Annotated in this window: 20 protein-coding genes; 12 read left to right on the top strand and 8 right to left on the bottom strand. The window is 64.9% G+C overall.

The features are described 5' to 3' along the window. From JOZ76_RS14115 to JOZ76_RS14100, 4 genes are all read right to left on the bottom strand, one after another. On the bottom strand, positions 1-557 hold a 557-nt coding region (locus JOZ76_RS14115; protein ID WP_441300031.1), incomplete at its 3' end, for an alpha/beta hydrolase family protein. A 45-nt stretch (positions 558-602) separates the two neighbouring features. Continuing rightward, positions 603-1,523, bottom strand: coding sequence for a GIN domain-containing protein (locus JOZ76_RS14110; protein WP_291699239.1), 921 nt, complete (start codon positions 1,521-1,523; stop codon positions 603-605). A 19-nt stretch (positions 1,524-1,542) separates the two neighbouring features. Beyond that, positions 1,543-2,115 (bottom strand): DUF1700 domain-containing protein, encoded by a 573-nt coding sequence (locus JOZ76_RS14105; protein ID WP_291699238.1) that lies wholly within the window; start codon positions 2,113-2,115, stop codon positions 1,543-1,545. After that, positions 2,116-2,442: a PadR family transcriptional regulator gene (locus tag JOZ76_RS14100; protein WP_291699237.1), complete on the bottom strand. Its 327-nt coding sequence runs from the start codon at positions 2,440-2,442 to the stop codon at positions 2,116-2,118. Positions 2,443-2,678: 236 nt separating this feature from the next. Between JOZ76_RS14100 and JOZ76_RS14095 the strand changes: the two genes are divergently transcribed. Further along, positions 2,679-3,311, top strand: a complete 633-nt coding sequence (locus JOZ76_RS14095; protein WP_291699236.1) for a 2'-5' RNA ligase family protein — start codon at positions 2,679-2,681, stop codon at positions 3,309-3,311. 88 nt (positions 3,312-3,399) lie between these two features. Here the strand turns inward: JOZ76_RS14095 and JOZ76_RS14090 are convergent, their stop codons facing one another. From JOZ76_RS14090 to gspD, 3 genes are all read right to left on the bottom strand, one after another. Beyond that, a complete protein-coding gene (locus tag JOZ76_RS14090; RefSeq protein WP_291699235.1) occupies positions 3,400-5,520 on the bottom strand; it encodes a hypothetical protein in 2,121 nt (706 codons plus the stop codon). Positions 5,521-5,676: 156 nt separating this feature from the next. Next, positions 5,677-6,144 (bottom strand): tetratricopeptide repeat protein, encoded by a 468-nt coding sequence (locus JOZ76_RS14085; RefSeq protein ID WP_291699243.1) that lies wholly within the window; start codon positions 6,142-6,144, stop codon positions 5,677-5,679. Between the two features lie 73 nt (positions 6,145-6,217). After that, a complete protein-coding gene (gspD, locus tag JOZ76_RS14080) occupies positions 6,218-8,584 on the bottom strand; it encodes a type II secretion system secretin GspD (RefSeq protein WP_291699234.1) in 2,367 nt (788 codons plus the stop codon). 440 nt (positions 8,585-9,024) lie between these two features. Between gspD and JOZ76_RS14075 the strand changes: the two genes are divergently transcribed. The 10 genes from JOZ76_RS14075 to JOZ76_RS14030 are packed head-to-tail and all read left to right on the top strand — an operon-like array spanning position 9,025 to position 17,253. Next, positions 9,025-10,740: a GspE/PulE family protein gene (locus JOZ76_RS14075; protein ID WP_291699233.1), complete on the top strand. Its 1,716-nt coding sequence runs from the start codon at positions 9,025-9,027 to the stop codon at positions 10,738-10,740. Between the two features lie 9 nt (positions 10,741-10,749). Further along, positions 10,750-11,961 carry a type II secretion system F family protein gene (locus JOZ76_RS14070; protein ID WP_291699232.1) on the top strand — a complete coding sequence of 404 codons (1,212 nt, stop codon included), beginning with the start codon at positions 10,750-10,752 and terminating at the stop codon, positions 11,959-11,961. A gap of 12 nt (positions 11,962-11,973) precedes the next feature. Next, entirely contained in the window at positions 11,974-12,456 is a 483-nt protein-coding gene (gene gspG / locus JOZ76_RS14065) for a type II secretion system major pseudopilin GspG (protein WP_441300030.1), read from the top strand. Beyond that, a complete protein-coding gene (locus JOZ76_RS14060) occupies positions 12,457-12,921 on the top strand; it encodes a prepilin-type N-terminal cleavage/methylation domain-containing protein (protein ID WP_291699231.1) in 465 nt (154 codons plus the stop codon). It begins immediately after the preceding gene. Next, complete coding sequence (locus JOZ76_RS14055) at positions 12,893-13,306, top strand: prepilin-type N-terminal cleavage/methylation domain-containing protein (RefSeq protein ID WP_291699230.1); 414 nt, start codon at positions 12,893-12,895, stop codon at positions 13,304-13,306. Before JOZ76_RS14060 ends, JOZ76_RS14055 begins: the two co-directional genes overlap by 29 nt. Continuing rightward, the gene (locus JOZ76_RS14050) at positions 13,303-14,028 is read left to right on the top strand and encodes a PulJ/GspJ family protein (RefSeq protein WP_291699229.1); all 726 of its coding nucleotides are present in this window, start codon (positions 13,303-13,305) and stop codon (positions 14,026-14,028) included. Before JOZ76_RS14055 ends, JOZ76_RS14050 begins: the two co-directional genes overlap by 4 nt. After that, entirely contained in the window at positions 14,025-14,948 is a 924-nt protein-coding gene (locus JOZ76_RS14045) for a general secretion pathway protein GspK (RefSeq protein WP_291699228.1), read from the top strand. The genes JOZ76_RS14050 and JOZ76_RS14045 overlap by 4 nt, the downstream gene beginning before the upstream one ends. Positions 14,949-14,954: 6 nt before the next feature. Further along, entirely contained in the window at positions 14,955-16,019 is a 1,065-nt protein-coding gene (locus JOZ76_RS14040; RefSeq protein WP_291699227.1) for a PilN domain-containing protein, read from the top strand. Beyond that, a complete protein-coding gene (gspM, locus tag JOZ76_RS14035) occupies positions 16,016-16,576 on the top strand; it encodes a type II secretion system protein GspM (RefSeq protein ID WP_291699226.1) in 561 nt (186 codons plus the stop codon). Before JOZ76_RS14040 ends, gspM begins: the two co-directional genes overlap by 4 nt. Next, entirely contained in the window at positions 16,573-17,253 is a 681-nt protein-coding gene (locus JOZ76_RS14030) for a hypothetical protein (protein ID WP_291699225.1), read from the top strand. The genes gspM and JOZ76_RS14030 overlap by 4 nt, the downstream gene beginning before the upstream one ends. On the opposite strand, the gene JOZ76_RS14025 is transcribed toward JOZ76_RS14030, so the two are convergent. Then, the gene (locus JOZ76_RS14025) at positions 17,247-17,720 is read right to left on the bottom strand and encodes a prepilin peptidase (RefSeq protein ID WP_291699224.1); all 474 of its coding nucleotides are present in this window, start codon (positions 17,718-17,720) and stop codon (positions 17,247-17,249) included. The two genes, JOZ76_RS14030 and JOZ76_RS14025, sit on opposite strands and share 7 nt — an antisense overlap. A gap of 358 nt (positions 17,721-18,078) precedes the next feature. Between JOZ76_RS14025 and JOZ76_RS14020 the strand changes: the two genes are divergently transcribed. Then, positions 18,079-20,163: an alkaline phosphatase family protein gene (locus tag JOZ76_RS14020; RefSeq protein ID WP_291699223.1), complete on the top strand. Its 2,085-nt coding sequence runs from the start codon at positions 18,079-18,081 to the stop codon at positions 20,161-20,163. Positions 20,164-20,276 lie beyond the last annotated feature (113 nt).

Below are 20,276 nucleotides of genomic sequence, written 5' to 3'. Positions count from 1 at the left end.
TTCGAGGCCGCTCCGGCCCAATCCGGATTGGCGCCGATCAGCACAAGCCCGGCATAGGCGCCGCGCGAGTAGCCAAAGAAGCCGATTCTCTCCTGATCGATTCTCGCGGCGAACGGCGACGCACCGAGCATGAAGTCGATCAGGCGCTTGATGTCGGTGGGCCGCTCGTTGAAGCCCGAGAGGTCGTCGGTATGGCTCAGATCCTGCACGTAATCGCCGGGGTGATTGATCGCTCCGACAATGAAGCCGTGATCGGCGAGGGCCTCGGCGGTGTCGTGATTGATGAGAAGGCCAGCGCCTTGCCCATGGGAAAAAGCGATCAGCGGCAGATGGTCTCCCGCGAGCGGGCAGCCCGGCACGGCCGGCACGATGAAATTGTCGGCATGAAACTCTCCCGGCGGCTCAGTGCAGGGTGACCACACCACGCCGTGAATGGCCGGACCTTCGGCGTCGGCCGGAATATCGATCCCCATCAGCCCGGCGGCCGATGCCAGCGTCGCCGTGAGGCAGAAGCCGATGACGGAAAGGAATCGGCAGACGTGGTTGGAAGCGTACATCGACTTCTCCTCCCTGTTGCGCAAGGTTGCTCGACTGCAAAGAGCCTACGGCATCTGCTTGATCTGACCTGAACCCAACACGCGCGAATTGATCCGCGCCGCCGCCGCGCCGTGCAGTTTCACCACCGAACTTCCGAAGACGGAGATATCGGCATCCTGGCGCGGCGCGAGGTCGACGTCGCTGCTGCCGTAAACCTGCGCGCTGGCGCGTTCGGTGATCAGCCGGCCGAGGTCGGCGCGGCCGGAGCCAGCGGACTCGAGCGATACTTCTTTGGCCGCTCCGCTGGCGGTGACGACGCCGCTGCCATGCATCGTGAGGCGCAGCACGTCCTGCTTGATGTCGGCGAGGTCGAGAGCGCCGCTGCCGTGGATTTTCGCGATGGTCTGCTGGGTGACGAGCCGGCCGAGGTGGGCAAGGCCGGAGCCGGATGCCTCGAGCGACGCCTCGCGAACCTCGCCGCTTGCCGTCACGATGCCGCTGCCATGCATGGTGATGCGCAGCACATCCTGCTTGACGTCGGAGAGGTCGAGTTCACCCGATCCGTTCAGCGTCCATGCCGTGACCGCGGGGCCGGAGAACTGGATCACGAGATCGCCCGCCGGGAAACAGTCGACCAGGCGGTCCCATTCCACCGTGTCCCACTCCAGCGTGCCATCGCGCAGGCGCACATGGCTGACCAGGTCGGCGTCACCGCTGACGCTTGCCTCTGCCTTGGGTCCCGGCTGGTAACGCACCTGCGCCGGAATCTTGATCTTGACGGCGTTGCTGCCGAGCCAATCGAGATCGACGGTGCGGTGCTCGCCCGCGCCGGCTTTTTTCGCCGATGCGCAGGTTCGGAGCGGAGCGGCCCAGGATCGGTAGTCGCCGTTGATCCAGTCCGTTGCCGACGTCAGAACCGTGAATATCCCGCACGCCGCCGCAATGCTCAGCGACACCGCCGCAATCCCTATGAGACGTCTGTTCATGGCGCACCTCTGATCCCTGTTAAATCTGGTCCTGTTCCGGCTTGAGCAGCCGGTAATGCAGCCGGGCGTAATTGCCGAGCATCTTCACCGCGCCGTTGAGCCCCAGCAGCAGCAGCGCGCCGCCGCCGACACTGCCGGCGATCAGCCCGATGCCCGCCACCGCACGCAGCACGATTGCGGCGATCGAGGCGAAGTGCCCGAGTTTTAGGAGACTGAGCAGCAAGCCGATGCCGACGATGCCGAGCACGACGACGACGAGACCGATCACCAGCATGATCAGCGTCACCGTGAACAGCACCGGCAGCAGAAACAGAAAGTCGACCGCGGCCAATCCGCCGAGCGCCAGCAGGGCGGCTGCGGAATTGCCGAGGCTGCGGCGATTTTCCCAGCGGCGCAGCCCGGTTTCGGCGCGCAGTTCCCGCGCCAGCCGCCGGGGATCGCCGAGCGCGGCAGCGACCTCCGCCTCGCTTCGGCCGGAGGCCTCGGCTTCATCGAAATACGACATGTAGTCGGCGAGGATGTCGTCGATCTCGTCGGCGGGAAGCCCGGCAAGCCCGTCATTGAGAATGGTCAAGAAGGCGACGCGGTTCATTCAGCGGTCTCCCAGCAACTGATCGACGGCATCCGTAAAACTTCGCCATTCGCGCTTCTGCGCCGCGAAGGCCGAGCGGCCGGCCGGCGTGAGGCGATAGTATTTTCGCGGCGGGCCGCTGCTCGATTCGGCGAGGCGGGTATCCACCAGCCCGTCGTCCTGCATGCGACGCATAAGGGGATAGATCGTGCCTTCGCTCATGCCGACGCCGGCCGCAAGCGTGCTCGCGATCTCATAGGCGTAGCTCTCGCGCCGCGCCAGGAGGGCGAGCACGCACAGTTCGAGCGCGCCTTTCTTGAGCTGAATCTGGTTCGCCGAGTCCGTCATCAACGCGCACAGCCCGCTGGCTCTTCGCCTTACCTTATATAGCAAGGTACACTGTATAGCAAGGTACCTGTTGAAGCAAGTTTCTCGATCCCTGATTGTCCTGCGACGGCCGGGCAGCCGCCGCGAAGGGGCCGCCGCATGGCGGCGCGGCAAGGCAAAAGCCGCTTTCGCGCTGATCAGGGATGGGGGATTGACATGCAAGGCTGTAAGGTCCGCGATCAGCGCGAGGGGGAGGGATGACGGGATTCAATCCGCAGCGCGATGAGCTTCTGGAGCAATCATGCCTGTCCTATCAGGCCCAGTTCGCATTGCCGGCAGCGGTCCGCGGCGCATTGGCGGAATTCTCGCGCCGGCTTCGACAGACCGTGGTGTCCGGATTGTGGGTTGCTCCCGCGGAAAGCCTTCACGTGACTTGCTATTCGCTGGTTTCTCCCCGCGACCTGTCTTTCGACAAGGACCGCTATTGGCGCAGCATGCGATCGCAGGCCGAGGAGGCCGTCAGGCGCATCCAACTGGAGGTGCCGGCGTTCCAGCTTCGTTTCCGGACAATACGCGTTACCGAGCGCGCAATCGTCGTGCTGGCCGATGACCAGCCATCGGTCGCACGCGCGCGCCGAGTGTTTTCGCGGCTCGTGCTACCGCCCGGCGCAAAGCAATCGCTGGTCTACGACACCATCCACGTCACACTCTGTCGCTACGCGGACCCAAGCGGCATCAGGCGCGATCTGCCCGAGACCGTGGCGCCGTTGCGGCTGGAACTCCGCGCCGACATCGACACGCTGACGCTCGTCCGCGAGACGGTCTATCCCTCGTTGCACAGGCAAACGCTGATCTCGGCGTCGCTGGCTCGGATCGGACCTGCGGGTTGAACAGCCCGATCCTGAGCCCAAGTTGGACAAGTCCCGCCGGTTGAGCCGGCGGGTCTGCCTGTTGGACGATCTATTGCGGCGCGTGAAATCAGTCGCGATCGCGTTCGGCGCGATCCTCGACGTGGTCGATCAGCCTTTTCGCGCGATCGCCAAGCCCGTCTTCGGCCCGTTCGTCGACCGGACGATGATGGAATGCCGCGTTGTCGAGCACCGTCTTGATCTGGCCCGCGAGTTCGTCGCGATCCTCAGTGACGTCGCCGATCTCCTTCAGATAGCGCGCATAGACCTTGTCGGTCGCGATCACGGAGCGATTCGACCAGACGAGGCTCGCGCGGCCGAGCCGGCCGAGCGGGGCATTAAGCTGCTTGTAGGCCTGCGCGAGCTCGATGAAGTTTTCCCGGGCATCACGGATGCCGTCCGGCAGCGCGCGCTCATTGATCCATTCGGCGACCACGCGGCCCTCATGCAGATAGTCGTCGGAGAGGCCGAGCAGCGCCATGACCGTCGGCCGCACGTCGGCATGATCGGTGAACACCTCATCATTGCGCCCGAGCTGTTTCACGCCGGGGCCGACCATCGCGACCCAGGTCCGCGTGATGTCCCTTTGGAAGTCGCCGTGATTCCAGGCAAAGCCGGAGCCGACGAAGACGCAGTCGGACTGAACCGCGCAAGCCGTCGCAGGCGGCTTGCTGACGGTTACGAAGAAGTAATTTTCGTTGCCGAACATGGTCAGCGTCGGCGTGCGTGCGGCGCTCGTGGTGACCATGTGCAGCAGCTTCATCTCGGCCTGATCGGCCAGCAGCGCCGACAGCTTGTCGGTATTGCCGGTGATCGGGTTGGTCGCGACCAGCGCATCCAGATCGTGCTCCATCGTGCGGGTGACGGCGGCGGTTGGCGCTGGATTGCCGGTGAGATAGAAGGTCGGCGCGTCATCGGTGTGGATCGCGAACGGTGTCGTGTTGGCGCGCTGCGTGATCAAGAGACGATCGATTTGGGCGTTGACCTCGCCGACCTTTGCATAGGTGCAGGGCACCTTGATGCCGTCGCAATTGGCCGGCGTCGGAGCGCTGCCGACGAAATGATCGTTCTCGTCGGGCACCACCGTGAACAGCGTATTGTCCTTGGTGATGCCGTCCTTGGCGAGGCGCTCGAAGAATTTTCCGAACGCGATGTCGTACTGCTTGAGCTGCGCGACGTAGCCGGCCTCGCCGGGGCCGAAGGTGCCGGGGGCGGAGCGGTTGTCATGCGCGTCGGCGATGTAGAAATACACCACCGGCACGCCGGATTCGAGCATGGTCGCGGCATAGCCGAGCGATTGCGTCGCCAGCGGGCTAAAACCGTTCGGGAAGCCGGGATGGCCGAACTGGTCGGCAATCACGTTGCCATCAAGATCCTTCACCGGACCGGATGGCGAGATCACCGGCTGCACGTTGATGTTGCCGAACAGGCCCTTGAAGCCGACATAGCCGTTGGGCTCGTCGGGCAGGGGATCATTTGCGGCAAAGCCGTTTTGGCAGAGCTTGCTGCCGACGGCGCAATGGATGGCGATGCCGAGATAGTCGGTGGTCGCCTGCTGGCGGGTGGCCGGGCTCGACGAGGCGAGGTCCGCCCGCACCGCGAGGTCCTGAGGGCTGCCCGCGCCATAGAATGTTGTCACGTCGTCCGGCACGCGCTCGAACTCGATATTGGCGACGGAGAACGCGCCGACGTCACAGCCGGCGCGGGTATAGGGCACCCATGGCGCGGGCGCGGTCTTGCCCAGTTCGTTGAGCATTTCCGGTTTGCCGTCGCCGCCGAGCGCGGTCCAGTACAGGAAGGAGCTCGAGAAGCCGACGCTGCCGTCCGGCTTGAAGAAGCCGTAGGAGTTGGCGACGGGAATACCGTTGCGGTCGCCATAGACGCCGGTCAGACCGGTGACGATGTCGTGCGCGGTGTGCGAGATCAGCGGCGTATGGTTGTTGCCGCTGACGACGCCGTTGCTCTGCAGGAAGTTGAGCAGGTTCGGCATCTGTTCGAGGTCGGAGGGAACGTTCGGATTGTCACGCCGCAGATGCACGTTGTCGAAAACGATATTGATCACATGCTTGATCCGGCCGTCCGGCGAATGCAACTGGCAGGCGGCCGATGCCGATTGCGAGGCGGTACCGAGAAAGAACAGGCCGAGCGCAACGGAGATCGGCGCCCGCATTTGAGCTTTCAATCTTGTCATCATGTTCTCCCGACGTCGGCTGGTGAAGACTGAAATGTCCGACATGGAGAGATTACGGTGCGGCGTGTTGCGCTACGTTGACGCTGGCGTGACGTCTGACCGGAACGCACATGAATGTCGCGGCACGCCGTGACATTGTCGTGCCGGGCAATGAATTTAGAATCGGCCCGGTGCCCAGCTAAGCGCGAGATGCTGTCCTTCGCCGATCTGCGCCGGCGACATCTTTGAGGCCACGGCATTGCGCAGGCGCAAGAAATAATCGCGCTCCCGCAGCGAAGCCCGCGCCGCGGCGAGATCGAGCCATTTATAGGCCAGCACGAAATCCTGCGGCACGCCATGCCCTTTGTCGTACATCAGCCCGAGCATGCACTGAGCGAACGGATTACCGCTGACCGCCGCCTGCATATAAAGATCTGCGGCAGCGACATAGGCCTGCGGCGCGCCGTAGCCGTTCTCATACAGAAAGCCGAGAAACGCCTGCGCCCGCGCGTTTCCATGCAGTGCCGGCGGCGTCAACAGGTTGACCGCCTGGATGAAGTCGCCGCGGGCATAGGCGGCGTTGGCGCGCGCGACCGCGTCCGCACGCGCGGGCGCCGGCTGTCCGACGCAGCATACTGCGAGCAGCGCGACCGTAAGCCAGACGCGCCAGTGCGCATCCGCCGCTATCAAATGGTGTGACGCGCCTGCGGCGACGCCGTCACCGCGTCGTGTGAACCACGAGATCATCGGTGCTTGCCCCCACGTTGCCACGCAGTTTCGACCGCAGCTCTTCGGCGACGTGATGGGCATCGCTGCCGTCGCGGATGATCTGCGGACGAATGAAGATGATCAATTCGGTCCGCGTGCCCTTCTTGTCCTGATGCGAGAAGGCGTCGCCCAGCCCCTGGATCTCGTCGAGCACGGGAATGCCGTTGCGCGCGCCATTTTGCTGTTCGCTGATCAGGCCGGCCAGCAGCACGGTCTGGCCGTTGGCGATGGAAATCGAGCTTTTCACCCGCCGTTCCGAAACCGTCGGCGTCAGCGAAGCAGCTGTCTGCGGCGAGACGTTGCTGATCTCCTGCTCGACCTCCAGCCGGACATTGCCGTTGGCATTGATGCGCGGCGACACGCGCAGGATGATGCCGGTGTTGCGGTAATCGATGGTGTTGACGACGGTGTTGCTGGTGGTGAGCACCGTGGCGCTGCCGGTGGAGACCGGGACGACGTCGCCGACCTGCAGCGTCGCGACCTGGTTGTTGATCACCACCAGGGATGGGTTGGACAGCACCTTGACGCTGGTGACGGTGTGGAGGGCATCCAGGATCGCGCTCGGCTGCGCCTCCGAGCCGATCAGGAAATTGAATCCCGGAAAGGCGCGGTTGATGAAGGCGCTGGTCACCGTGGTCGCGACATTGTTGACCGTCGTGGTGGTTGTGGCCGGCGGCGCCGTCGACTGCGTATTGAGGATCGAGCCCTGGTCCGGCTTCAGGCCAAGATTCTTGCTGGTCAGGAACGCCTGCACGCCATAGCTCAATTCGTTGGTGAGCGTCACCTCGGCGATCGTCGCATCGATCGCGACCTGCAATTGCGGCCGGTCGATCTGCTGCAGCGTAGCCTCGATGATCCGATAGTTGCCCTGGTCCGCATAGATCAGCAGCGTGTTGTTGACGGTATCCGGCGTGATGCGCACGCCCTGCATCGGCGGCTGGCCGCCTCCGCCAGCGGAGCGGCTGTCGAGCGCGCCGCCCGCCGCCGATTGCGATCCGGCGGCGGTTTGGGCCGTTTGCGACGATTGGCCAAACCCCGATGTGCCGCCGCCCGTAGCGGATTGAAAGCGCGAGGCAAAGCTGCCTGGTGAAGACTGCGAATTGCCACCGGCGGAGGAGTTGTTCGTATTCAGCGACAGCCGGTCGGCAACGCTCGATGTCGCCGACGAGCCGGATCCAGGCGCAATCTCGTTGTCGGCATTGTCGAGCGAGGATTGTGATCCGCCGATGAACATGTCGGTCAGGACCCGGGCCATCTGGCGCGCTTCGCCAAAGCGGACATGGTAGACGTGAACGGTGTTGCGCGCCATGTCACCTCGGTCGAGCCGCCTGATCCAGGTCGCGGCGGTCTGCAGCAGCGCCGGCTTGCGGCTGACCACCAGGATGGCATTCAGCCGGGCGATGGCCTGCAGCTTGACGAGATTCTGGCTGAGGCCGCTTTCACCGGAGTCCATGATCTTTTCCAGTTCGGAGATGATCGGTTCGGGCGCCGAGTTGGCGAGCGGGTAGATGCCGACGGACTGGCCGCGCATCCAGTCGACATCGAAGCTCATCACGGTTTCGACCGCCGACTGCCGCTCGGTGCCGGTGCCCTGGATCATGAGCAGATTGCGCGTCGTGTCGGCGCGCACGCTGCCCGGCCTGGTCGCAAAGGAATCGAGCAGTTTCAAAATGGTCTGCGCCGACACATATTGCAGCGGCACGATGGAGACGCCGTAGCCGGGTTCCGGACTCCCTGCGTTCGCATCGACCCGGCCGGAGCCGATGGCATCGCCGAGCGGCGACAGGCGATAACCGCTGACGTCGCGCACCAGCACCACGCCACTCAGCCTGAGGGCGCTCTCGAGCACGAAAATGATGTCGGATTTGGCGACCGGCCGCACCGAGACCAGGCTGACCGTGCCCTGCACCCGCGGATCGATGGTGTAGCCGGTGTTCATGATGTCGCCGAGTACCACCTTGGCAACGGTCGCGACCGGCGTGTTCTCGAAATTGAGATCGTAGCCGTTGCCGCTCGATGTGCGCTGCACCCGCGCATCGGGAACGTCCGCTACGACGGTTCCTTCATACACGGCAGCCTGGCTTCGGCCGTTCATCCCGGGCTGTGAGCCGTTCACGCCCTGTGCCTGGCGGGGCATGATGTCCAGCGAACGCACCTTGTCGAGCACGTCGATATCGGCGGGAGCCGTGTTTCCGGTGGTCCCAAATGTCGCGGAGTTGCAAGATGCCAAGAGGCTGATCGCGCAAAGCGCCGCCGCGATCGCACAAAGTCCAGGTACGGTCGCAATAGGCCGGCGCTGACTGCCGACACGCACCATCTCTTCCCCGATTCAACTCAACAATGTCGATTGCGAATCCTGCACGATGGCGATCCGCACAAGGTTGCATCAGTAGCCGGGGAACATGACAACAACAATTAGCTGGCGTGCTTGATGACTTAATGACAGACAAGTGTGACCTTTCGGCAATGGTCGTTTGCTGCACTGCCGTCTTCGTAGCGGTGTCACATTTCGGATCGATAAGGCTGGTGTCCCGGTCCCGACATTCGTATTATCCCGCCGCGGGCTCATTCGCGGATGTCAGAACCGAAGGACACTAGCAAAATCAAGATTCTAGTATGGCTTTGATCTGACGTTTGCTATCAGAACCTGCGGACATGATGTAGCGAATGTCAGATGCGCCAAACTAGCACCAGACCATTGGTCCGGGCGGCCACCGCATCATCGGTTCAATTGAAACGCTGCGACTGGAACGAAGCATGACCGGCCAGCCATTGCAGTTCATAGAGTATCTTCGCCAGGCCGGGCATCTGAAGCCCACGGAAGCCTCCCAGGTTACCGATTCCGGCATCGCCGACCAGCCGCAGGGCAGCGGCCCGCGCAGCCCGCAACAGGCCCCGCTCGCCAAGCTCTGGGAAATGACTACGCTGTCGCCGGGCGAATTTGCCGACGAGGGTGCCCGCTTTTTCCACAGCGAACGTGTTGCACTGCAAGAGATGCTGGCGGCGACGCCGCTGATCGCCGCCTTCTCGCAGCGCTTTCTGCGCGAGACGCTGGTCTTTCCCTACCAGTCCGAGGATCGTCGCGCCATCCTCGCCATTGCCGATCCGACAGACCTGGCGGCCAGGCGTGCGGCGGAAATCGTGCTTGGCGCAGATATCGAAATCCGGATCGCCGCGTTCGACGAACTCGCCATCGTGCTGGACCAGCGCCTCGTGACCGACCAGGTCGATGGACAGCGCGATGCGGACGGGCCCGCACAGCTGCGCGAGGACGATATCGAGAGCCTGCGCGACCTCGCGAGCGGCGCGCCCGTCGTGCGCGCGGTCAACGATCTCCTGGAAAAGGCTGTCGAACTGCGCGCCAGCGACATCCATGTCGAGCCGTTTGCGTCAGGCCTCGTCGTTCGCATGCGGATCGACGGCCTGCTGCGGCCGGTCGCGTCCCCGGCCGGCGTGCTGCCGCAGGCGGTCATCTCGCGCATCAAGATCATCGCAAGCCTCAACATCGCCGAGCGCCGCCTGCCGCAGGATGGCGCGGCGCGCCTGCACGCCGGCCGCACCGACATCGACATCCGCGTCGCGATCATGCCGACCCAGCATGGCGAATCCGCCGTCATCCGCATCCTGCCGAAGGATCGCGGCCTGCTGGTCGTCGACAGGCTCGGCTTCGCGCGGACCGACGAAGCCAAGCTGCGGCGTCTCTTGAAACTGCCGCACGGCATGATCGTGATCACCGGGCCGACCGGCAGCGGCAAGACCACCACTTTGGCGACGATCCTGTCGATCCTGAACGAGCCGACCCGAAAGATTCTCACGATCGAGGATCCGGTCGAATACGAGATTGCCGGGGTCAACCAGTCGCAGGTCAAGCCGGCCATCGGTCTCACCTTTGCGAGCGCGCTGCGCTCCTTCGTCCGCCAGGACCCCGACGTCATCATGGTCGGCGAGGTCCGAGATGCCGAGACCGCCCATGTTGCCGTGCATGCCGCGCTGACCGGGCATCTCGTGCTGACCACGCTGCACACCGAGACTGCGGCCGCCGCCCTGCCGCGGCTGCTCGATCTCGGCGTCGAGGCCTATCTGTTGCGCTCGACCTTGCGCGCCGTCATCGCGCAGCGGCTGGTGCGCCAGCTCTGCGAACGCTGCAAGTCTGCGAGGGTGCTCGACGAGGCCGATATGGCCGAGGATCCGCGCCTTGCCTCCCTTGGCTTCCGGATCGGGGAGACCATCCATCAGCCCTGCGGCTGCGAGCGTTGCGGCGGCACGGGCTATCGCGGCCGGATCGGCGTGTTCGAGGTGCTCGAACTGGACAACGCGCTGCGCGAACTGATCGGTGAAAAGACCGATGGACTGAAGGTCGACCAAACCGCGATCCGCGGCGGCATGACCACAATGCTCGATGACGGGCTTGCCAAGTGCCGGGCCGGCCTCACCAGTCCCGCGGAAATCCTCCGCGTCACCACCGCCCGCTAGAGGTGACACGTGCCGACATTTCGCTACAGGGCCCTGACCCAGACCGGCGAGATCGTCCAGGGCACGCTCTCGGCGCCGACCGAGCACGAGGTCGCCGCCCGCATCGAATATCTGCGGCTGCTGCCGATCGAAACCGTCGAGGAGAAACGCGCCGCCGCGGCGGGCGCCAGCTTCGGCTTCTTCAACCAGCCGAGCGCCGCAGAAGTCACGACGTTCACGCGCGATCTCGCGCTGCTGCTCAAGGCCGGCGCGCGGCTTGACGATGCGCTCGAGCTGCTTGCAAGCGATGCCGATGTCGGCCGCCTGCGCCCTGTGGTCGCCAAATTGCGTGCCGCGCTGCTGACCGGGGAAAGCTTTGCCGAGGCAGTCGGCGGCCATCCCCTGCTGTTTCCGCCGATGTATGTCGCGCTGGTCAGGGTCGGCGAGGTCTCCGGCACGCTCGACCAGGTGCTGGAACTCCTCGGGAGCGAGCGCGAACGGGCCGAGCAGATGCGCCGCAAACTGTCGGATGCCATGCAATATCCCGCCTTCGTGCTGGTCGCGGCGCTCTGTGTGATGCTGTTCTTCATCCTGTTCGTGCTGCCGCAATTCTCCTCCGTGCTGCAGGATTTTGGCGGCAAGTCCGATACCGCGCTGAGCTTCTTCATCCAGCTGTCGGAGCTCATGCGCGGCAATGCAACGACGCTCTCGCTCGCGGCCGCCGCCCTGATTGCCGCGATCTGGTTCACCTTGCGCCAGCGCGGCGCGCGGGCCGCCCTGATCGGCGCGATCGCGCGGCTGCCCGGCATCTCCGGTATCTTCCGCTTCTACCGGACCAGCCTGTTCTGCCGGAATCTCGGCGTGCTGCTGTCGAGCGGGGTCAATCTGACGGCGACGCTGCGCATCCTGGTCGACATCATGGCGGTCACCGGTGACGCGCAAACCTGGTCGGTCGCCGCCGATCGCGTGCGGCATGGCGGCAAGCTGTCGGAAGGCCTGTCGGCTACCAACAGCCTGCCGCCGATGGCGGTGCGCATGCTCAGATTAGGCGAGGAGACCGGGCAACTGCCCGTGCTCGCGGGCCGGGTCGCCGAATTCTACGAGGCCAAGCTGCAGCGCAGGCTCGATCGCGTCGTCGGCATCATCGGGCCGCTCGCCATCATCTCCATCTCGACCGTGGTCGGCGGCCTGATCGTCTCGGTCATGACCGCGCTGCTCTCGGTCACCCAGCTCGTCGGATAATCGGAGGTCGTCATGCGAAAAGAAGCTCTAACAAAAAGGGACATGCATCGCCGGCAAGGCAGAGGCGGCGAGCTCGGCTTCACGCTGGTCGAGATGCTGGTGGTGATCACCATCATCGGTCTGATCATGGGCTTGGTGGGCCCGCGCGTGCTCAACTATCTGAGCGAGTCGAAGGTCAAGGCGGCCAAGATCCAGATGCAGAGCTTTGCCAGCGCGCTGGATCTCTTCAATCTGGACGCCGGCCGCTATCCGTCGAGCGCGGAGGGCCTCGCCGCGCTGGTGCGCCCGGCTCCCGGGGTGGCCGCCTGGAACGGGCCTTATCTGAAGGGCGGCGCCGTTCCCAACGATCCCTGGAGCCATCCCTACATCTATCGCGCGCCCGGCGAGCACGGCGCCTATGACATCATTTCCCTGGGGTCGGACGGGCAGGAAGGCGGCAGCGGCACCGCCGCCGACATCTCGCTCGACACCATGACGAGCGCGCGAAACGAGTAGATGACGAGGTCCAGCCAGCAGGGCTTCACGCTGTTGGAGATGGTGTGCATCATCGCGCTCATCGCCGTGCTGGCGGCCGTGCTGCTGCCGGCGCTTGCCCGCCACACCTCGCGTGCGCAGCTGCAGGCCTATGCGCTGGAGGCGGCGACGGTGCTGAAGACCGATCGCGACATCGCGATCCGCCGTCACGCCGACGTCGCGACGCTGGTTGATGCACATGCGCGCGCCATCCGCTCGGGCGCGACGGCGCAGGCGCTTCGCATTCCCGAGGACGTGCGCTTCGATGCGTTGCTGCCAAAAACCTGTCGGCAATACGCGGCGCTGTCGACCATCAGCTTCTTCGCCGACGGCATGTCGTGCGGCGGCGCGATCGCGCTGACACGGCTGGATCAGACCTACGAGATTCGCGTCAACTGGCTGACCGGAAGGATCGAAATTGTCTCCCGCGCGCCATTCGCCAACTGACCGATGTGAGGCCGGCTTCACGGTTCTGGAAGTCCTGATCGCGCTCGCGATCGTGGCGGTGGCGGTCGTCGCGATCGGCTCTGTCATGTCGACCAATGCGCGCGGTGTGCGGACGCTGGAAAGCCATGTCGCGCTGATGCAGACCGCACAGAGCGTGCTCGCGAGCGAAGTGCCGCCGCGCAAGGAGCTGCGGCCCGGCGTACTCTCCGGGCAGCTGCACGACTTTCGCTGGCGGATCGACATCGGTCCGGTCGGCGGCGACTGGATCGTTGAGCATGCGGATGTGGCCTGGATTCCCGAGCTGGTGAAGGTCCGGGTACGCGCCGCCTCCGGCGCGAGCGTCGAGCTCGAGACCGTCCGCCTGATGCAAAGGCCTCGGCAATGACCACGATGGCCATCGGGCGAGCTGGCGAGCGGGGCTTTACGCTGATCGAGGCGCTGATCGCGCTGGCGCTGACCGGTCTCGTATTGTCCGCCCTCGCGACCTTGACCGCGCAATGGCTGCCGAACTGGAATCGCGGCATCGACCGCATCCAGCGCAGCGAGATTTTGGGCATCGCGATGCAGCGGGTCGCCGCCGATCTCGCGGCCGCCGAATATGTGCCGGCCAGCGGCAACAGCAAGAAGCCGCTGTTCGACGGCTCGGCGCTTGCGGTGACGTTCGTGCGCACCGCGCTCGGTCCCAATGTCGGCATCGGGCTGGACGTGGTGCGGATCGGCGAAAACGCCGACAAGGGCCAGTTCATCACGGTGCGCTCGCGCGCGCCATTCGCACCGCTATCGCCCGGCGTCGCGCCGTCGGAGATTCACGTCGCCGATCCCGTGGTTCTGCTGCGATCGCCGCTGCGCCTGTCGCTGTCCTATGCCGGTCCGGACCACGTGTTCCACGACGCCTGGCACGACATGGAGATGCTGCCGGCACTGGTCAGGCTCACCGTCCGGGAGGCGGGCAGCGGACGGGTCCTCTCGGTGTCGACGGTGGCGACGGTCCATGTCGATGCGGCCGCGGGTGCCGCCAAATCCGATGACGATGCAAAGGGCGACACGAAGGACAGTGGCAAGGGCGACACCCCGGCCGCGCCCGCAAAGCCGGGGGCAAACGGATGACAAGATTCTCCGCGTCCCGCGCATCATCCAATCGCGGCTTCGTCATTGTCGCGGTGCTTTGGCTGCTTGCCGCGTTGGCCGCGCTGGTGACGGTCTTCTCGGTCTATCTGTCGAACTCGGCGCGCGCGCTCTCGGTTGCTGACGAGGCGGTGCAGGCCGAAGGCCTGGTGTCCGCCGGCGTCGAACTGACCGCCTATCAACTGCAGCTCACAGGCGAGAAGGCGCGGCCGGCGCGCGGATCGTTTCACGCCCGCCTGAGCGACATGGATCTCGCCGTCAGCTTCGTGTCGGAAGCGGCGCGTATCGATCTCAATGCGGCGCCGAAGGAGCTGATCGCCGGCCTTTTGACCGTGCTCGGTGCATCGGCGGAGGACGCGCGCGAATATGCCGAGCGCATCATCGCCTGGCGCACCAAGGCGATGGAGGACGACAAAGGAAAAGAGGACGCGCTCTATCGGGCGGCAGGCCGGGCCTATTCGCCGCGCCAGGCGCCGTTCGCCCATGTCAACGAGCTTGCGCTCGTGCTCGGCCTGCCGCCGGCGCTGGTGGCGCGGGCGCTGCCCCATCTCACCGTGTTCAGCGGTGCAGCTGGCGTCGATGCCCTGACCGCAGCGCCCGAGGTGATCGCGGCACTCCCCGGCATGACGCCGCTGCTCCTGAAGCAGTTTCTGGACGGTCGAGGCGCGCTCGCGAACGACAAGGCGGCCATCGCCGCCGCGCTCGGCCCGGCCGCCGCCAGCGCGTCCGCGCAGCAGAGCCGCGCCTACCGGATCGAGGTCCGGTTGCGCTTTCCGAACGGGCGGCAGACGATGTCCGAAATCGTGATCCGTCTCGGCAACGAAAAAGAAGAGGACCCTTACCGGGTTCTGTCATGGCAGAACGACGTGCCGAGGCTCCGGCGCGCTTCAAGGGAGTTTTGACAGGACATGATGTCGGAACTGAAAGACCTGTTCGCGGTGTGGATGTCTGGCGTCGCGGCCGCGCTCGATGCCGTGACGGCGCGAATCGCGCCGCAGCGGCGGATCGTCCTCGTCGAGCATGAAGCGGGCGCCTTCACGGCGCGCGCGGGCGCGCTGCGAAAGGGGGCGACGCTGCCACAGCTTGCGTTCAGGCTCGATCATGATCGCGTCGAGCCGGCCCCCGGCGCGGAGTGGCGCGCCGCGTTCCGCGGCAGCCGCATCGACATCCTGATGCGGCCGGACCAGGTGCTGTTTCGCGCCGTCGATTTCCCGAAACAGGCGGCTGATTTTCTGGGCGGCATGATCCGTGCCCAGATCGACCGCTTGACGCCGTGGACGGCAAACGACGCCGTGTTCGGCATGACAGCGCCTGCGCCGGTCGCGGGCGACCGCATCGCCCTGACGCTGGCGGCCACCTCGAAGCAGACGATCGAGCCACTCGTCAAGCTCGCGCAGAATCTCGGTGCGGCGTCTGTCGTCGGACAGGTCGTGCCGGTCGATGCAGCCAGCGGAACGGACCGGGTCACGCTGTTCGAGCGGCGGCTGACGGGCGCCTCCATGATCGATGCGCCACGCCTGCTGCGCGTCGCGCTGCTCGGCAGCTGCGCCGCGGCGCTGCTGTCGTTTGCAATCTCGAGCTATGTGGTCGGCTCGCTCGAGGCCGAACAGCAGGAGCTGGGCCGGCGGATCGCGCAGCGTCGCGCGGCGCTTCGGCTCAATCCGGGAAGCGGATCGGCCGAAACGCTGCTCGCCCGGCGCAAGCAGACCTCGCCGTCGAGCGTCATGGTGCTCGAGGGCATCTCGCGCGTGCTGCCGGACAGCACCTATGTGACGGAGCTGCGCATCGAGGGCGACAAGATGCAGGTGGCCGGTCTGACGCAGGATGCACCCGCACTGATCCGGCTGATCGAACAGTCACCGCAGTTCACCCGCGCGACATTCTTTGCTCCGACGACGCGCGCGCCGGAGGATCCCGGCGAGCGCTTCCATGTCGAAGCCCATGTCACACCCTATTTCGGATCAGGTTCATGAATCAGGCCGCCACACTGCAAAAGGCCTTGGGCAAGCCGCTGCCGGCCGCGGCAGCCTACGCCTGCGTCATGCTGCTGGCGCTGTTCGTGATCGGAGGCGCGCTTGCCGACATGCTCGGCAAGCGCGCCGAGGTCGCGGCGGCAAGGGCCATGCTGGAGCAGTTCGAAGGCCGCAAGACCACGGCGTCACATGGGTCGGCCGTGGACATTCAGGGGCCCGCCGGCTCGCCATTTTTGGATGGCGCCACCGTCACCGTCGCCGGCGCGGCGCTGTTGCAGCGCGTGTCCACCGCGGTCACCAGGCTTGGCGGGAATGTACTGTCCTCGCAGATCGATCTGCAGGGCACGCAAGCCAAGGCAGGCTTCGTCACGGTCATCGCGAACTGCGAGATCGATCAGCCCGGCCTGCAGAAGCTGCTCTATGACGTCGAGGCCGGCATGCCGTTCCTGTTTGTCGACCAACTCTCCGTGCAGGCGCCGGCCGGCGCGTCAGCGGGCGGTGAGGGCAAGCTGCGCGTCCTGATCGCGGTCTCCGGCCAATGGCAGGGGGCAAAATGAGCGGGCTCGGGACGATGCTGAAACACGCCAGGACGCTTGCGGTGCTGCTGTTGTCCGCATTCGCTGTGCCAGCCTCGACCTCGGCCTTTTCAATCGACGACAGCGGTCATGACATCGACCCGCCGCGGCGCGCCGATACGCCAACGGCGCCGTCATTGTGGGATCAGCCGGCGGCGGTCGCGGTGCAGGCGCCGGTATCGGCGCCTGCACCACCGGAACGCGCGCTGAGCGCCAATCCGCTATGGGCGATCCCGCTTGCGACACTGTCGAACACACGCGAGCGGCCGATCTTTTCGGTCTCGCGCCGGCCGCCTCCGCCCGCCGTCGCGCCGGTCGCGCTGGTGAAGGCGGCGCCGCCTCCGCCAAAGCCCCGGGTCGAGCGGCCGCCGCTCGCACTGGTGGGCACGATCTCGAGTGGAGATGAAAGTTTTGGAATCTTCATTGACCAGGCAAGCAGGGCGGCGCTGCGCCTGAAGATCGGCGAGGATTTTCAGGGCTGGCGACTGCGCGCGGTGCAGGGCCGCGAGGTGATCCTGCAGCGTGACCAGCAGACGGAGATCCTGAGCCTTCCCCAGCCCGGCACGGCCGGCGCGTCGCCGACAAGTTCGTTGCGTGCGCAAGTCGATGAGAGCGAGCAGTCCCCCGATCCGCCGCGTCGCGGCAACCGTCGTCAATAGACCATCCAGCCGGTTTGCTGAAGGGCGAGTGTGGCGAGCTGCCCGAACGCGAGAAACGGGCCGAACGGAAGCGCCGTCTGCCGCGTCATCTTCGCGCCCGCCAGATGCAGAACGCCCGCGGCCGCGAGCGCTGCGAGCGAGGCGACCAGCAGCAGCATCGGGATGCCGGCGATGCCGACCCAGATCGCGGAGGCGGCGAGCAGCTTGACATCGCCGAGCCCGAGGCCCTGGCGCTGTCGCAGCCGAAAATACAGCCACCGCAGCAGCCAGACGATCGCGCCGGTCAGGATGCCCTCGGCGGCCGCGCTGAGCGCCAAGACCCAGTCCTCGAGGATCACGATCCTGGCGAGACCCAGAACGGCGATTGCCAGATTGAGCCAGTCGGGAATGATGCCGCGGCGCAGATCGATCCACGCGAGCAGCAGGCTCGCAAGCGCAAGCAGGACGAGGAAGGCGACGGCGATCATGGCTGTGAGATGGACAGGCTGAAGAGTGACGCGTCGTCATATAACCCAAATATGCCCACTGTCCCGAATCCGAAGTTCGCCCGGAAGCGATTGCGTGGCGTCATCATTACTGCCGGAAGCCTATACCACGGCACCGCTGTGACGCTGCGTTGAAATCTGAGACGGCGTTCCGCAAGGCGAACGGCCGGACGATCCAAAGCCGGTTCCCGCCGATACCTCGATCGATTTTTTCGCGCATCTTTTGTGGTCTCATGCGCAATGACACGATCCTGAAGCAAACCTGTCATGTCGGCCGCTTAGGTTCTGGCGCGACATCAAGTCGCTTCGATTTTCATTTTCATCTCATCATGAGGACATGATGCTCAAGCAGCTGACGCAACGACTGCGCGATCGCACCGTGGTCACCGCCGCCATTCTCTCGCTGATGGGCTGCGATGCTTACGCGTCCGAGGCCACGCTGGGTGGCTCGCACGCGGGCGACCGCAAGGCCGACACCCCGATCAAGCACGTCATCATCATCATGGGCGAGAACCGCACCTTCGACCATGTGTTCGCGACCTATGTGCCGCGTTACGGCGAGCAGGTCGACAACCTGCTCTCCAAGGGCATCATCAACATCGACGGCACCCCGGGACCGAACTATGCGAAGGCCGCGCAGTTCGCCGCCGAAGACACCAATTTCTATTCCAATCATCCCGGCAACAAGACGCCCTACAACACCACCAGCAACAAGCTGCAGACGCCCGGAACCTCCTATGCGCCGCAGACCTGCTATGGCGCGGTCGACACTGCGGCGCTCAATGGTCCGGGCTGCATGGCCACGCTCGATCTCGCCAAGCAGGCCGAGAGTGACGACAATGGCGTCCATTTCAGCCTGCGCACGCAGGATCTGCCGCTCTTGACCGAGGGGGCGACGGGCATTGCCGGCAACTCGCCGGACACGCGCATCCAAAACGCTGCCAACCTGCCGAACGGACCTTATCCGCTGGTGACGGCGCAGGGCGCGAGCCTCTACGACACCTATGGCGGCAGCCCCGTGCATCGCTTCTACCAGATGTGGCAGCAGCTCGACTGCGACGCCGTCAAGGTGTCGCGGCAGAATGCCAGCGGATGCCAAGCCGACCTGTTCCCGTGGGTCGAGGAGACCGTCTCTTCGGGCAGCAACGGCAAGCCGTTCCCGTCGCCCGCCCCGTCGCCTCTGCTCAAGGAAGGCAACATCGCGATGGGCTTCTACAACGTCGCGAAAGGTGATGCGCCTTATTTCGTCAAGCTTGCCCGCGAATACACGCTGCTCGACAATTATCACCAGCCGATCATGGGCGGCACGTTTGCCAACCAGATGATGTTCGGCTATGCCGACGCGCTGTGGTATTCCGACGCCAACGGCAATCCGGCGACGCCGAACCATGTGCTGGTGCCGGGCTCCAATCCGCCCGCCTATGTCGATGAGGTCGAGAATCCGAACCCGGCACCGGAAACCAACAACTGGTACACCAATGACGGCTACGGCGGCGGCAGCTACACCAACTGCTCCGACTCGATGCAGCCAGGCGTGGCGACGATCGTCTCCTATCTGGGCGCGCTGCACGTCTCGCCGAACTGCGCGCCGGACCATTATTATCTGTTGAACAACTACGTGCCCGCCTATATCGGCAGCGGCCAGACCGACCCGATCAACAATGGCCCGTTCACGCTACCGCCGGTCATCAAGCAGAAGCATATCGGCGACGTGCTGAACGGCGCCCAGGTGTCCTGGGCCTATTTCGGCGAGCGCTGGAACGACTTCAAGACCGCGCCGGGTGAGGGCACGAATTTCGGCGCGCTCGATCCGGTCGCCTATCTCTACTGCAATATCTGCAATCCCTTCCTGTACTCGGCGTCGATCATGACGCACGCCGACCAGCGCGATGCTCACCTGAAGGACACCAATGATCTCTACGATGCCATCGCCAGCGGCAACCTGCCGGCGGTATCGTGGGTCAAGCCGTCGACCTTCAACGACGGCCACCCGGCGTCATCGAAATTCTCGCTGTTCGAAGCCTTCTCGCGCAAGATCATCGAACAGGTACAGTCGAACGAGGAGCTTTGGGAGTCCACCGCGATCCTGGTCACGACCGACGAAGGCGGCGGCTATTACGATTCGGGCTACGTGCAGCCGCTCGACTATTTCGGTGACGGCACGCGTATTCCGATGATCGTGGTCTCGAAATATTCACGGGGCGGGCGCGTGTCGCACGAATATACCGATCACGCCTCGATCGTGAAGTTCATCGAGCGGAACTGGGACCTGCCAAAAATCTCGGATCGCAGCCGCGATAATCTGCCTAACCCGAAGACGTCGAACGAGAACCCCTACGTGCCGCTCAACCGTCCGGCGCTTGGCGATCTCTTCGCGAGCTTCGACTTCGACCGCCACGGCGGTCACGACCACGATCACGACTGATCGCGCGCACATTGCGCATCGGGGCTTTGGCTCCGGGGCGCTGAATTTCCTCCGTCGTCATGCCCGGCCTTGTGTCGGGCATCCACGTTTTTCTTCTTTGGTGCTTCAAAGAC

It is taken from the genome of Bradyrhizobium sp., assembly GCF_019244115.1.
In the GTDB taxonomy this organism is placed as follows: Bacteria; Pseudomonadota; Alphaproteobacteria; order Rhizobiales; family Xanthobacteraceae; genus Bradyrhizobium.
The sequence above is the reverse complement of the archived record's forward strand: the minus strand, read 5'-3'. Positions and strand labels throughout refer to the sequence as shown.

What these genes read in the sequence shown, in the direction of transcription:
- JOZ76_RS14110 (WP_291699239.1), bottom strand. Translation starts at nt 1,523, where the DNA reads ATGAACAGACGTCTCATAGGGATTGCGGCGGTGTCGCTGAGCATTGCG.
- JOZ76_RS14105 (WP_291699238.1), bottom strand. Translation starts at nt 2,115, where the DNA reads ATGAACCGCGTCGCCTTCTTGACCATTCTCAATGACGGGCTTGCCGGG.
- JOZ76_RS14100 (WP_291699237.1), bottom strand. Translation starts at nt 2,442, where the DNA reads ATGACGGACTCGGCGAACCAGATTCAGCTCAAGAAAGGCGCGCTCGAA.
- JOZ76_RS14095 (WP_291699236.1), top strand. Translation starts at nt 2,679, where the DNA reads ATGACGGGATTCAATCCGCAGCGCGATGAGCTTCTGGAGCAATCATGC.
- JOZ76_RS14090 (WP_291699235.1), bottom strand. Translation starts at nt 5,520, where the DNA reads ATGACAAGATTGAAAGCTCAAATGCGGGCGCCGATCTCCGTTGCGCTC.
- gspD (WP_291699234.1), bottom strand. Translation starts at nt 8,584, where the DNA reads ATGGTGCGTGTCGGCAGTCAGCGCCGGCCTATTGCGACCGTACCTGGA.
- JOZ76_RS14075 (WP_291699233.1), top strand. Translation starts at nt 9,025, where the DNA reads ATGACCGGCCAGCCATTGCAGTTCATAGAGTATCTTCGCCAGGCCGGG.
- gspG (WP_441300030.1), top strand. Translation starts at nt 11,974, where the DNA reads ATGCGAAAAGAAGCTCTAACAAAAAGGGACATGCATCGCCGGCAAGGC.
- JOZ76_RS14060 (WP_291699231.1), top strand. Translation starts at nt 12,457, where the DNA reads ATGACGAGGTCCAGCCAGCAGGGCTTCACGCTGTTGGAGATGGTGTGC.
- JOZ76_RS14050 (WP_291699229.1), top strand. Translation starts at nt 13,303, where the DNA reads ATGACCACGATGGCCATCGGGCGAGCTGGCGAGCGGGGCTTTACGCTG.
- JOZ76_RS14045 (WP_291699228.1), top strand. Translation starts at nt 14,025, where the DNA reads ATGACAAGATTCTCCGCGTCCCGCGCATCATCCAATCGCGGCTTCGTC.
- JOZ76_RS14040 (WP_291699227.1), top strand. Translation starts at nt 14,955, where the DNA reads ATGATGTCGGAACTGAAAGACCTGTTCGCGGTGTGGATGTCTGGCGTC.
- gspM (WP_291699226.1), top strand. Translation starts at nt 16,016, where the DNA reads ATGAATCAGGCCGCCACACTGCAAAAGGCCTTGGGCAAGCCGCTGCCG.
- JOZ76_RS14030 (WP_291699225.1), top strand. Translation starts at nt 16,573, where the DNA reads ATGAGCGGGCTCGGGACGATGCTGAAACACGCCAGGACGCTTGCGGTG.
- JOZ76_RS14025 (WP_291699224.1), bottom strand. Translation starts at nt 17,720, where the DNA reads ATGATCGCCGTCGCCTTCCTCGTCCTGCTTGCGCTTGCGAGCCTGCTG.
- JOZ76_RS14020 (WP_291699223.1), top strand. Translation starts at nt 18,079, where the DNA reads ATGCTCAAGCAGCTGACGCAACGACTGCGCGATCGCACCGTGGTCACC.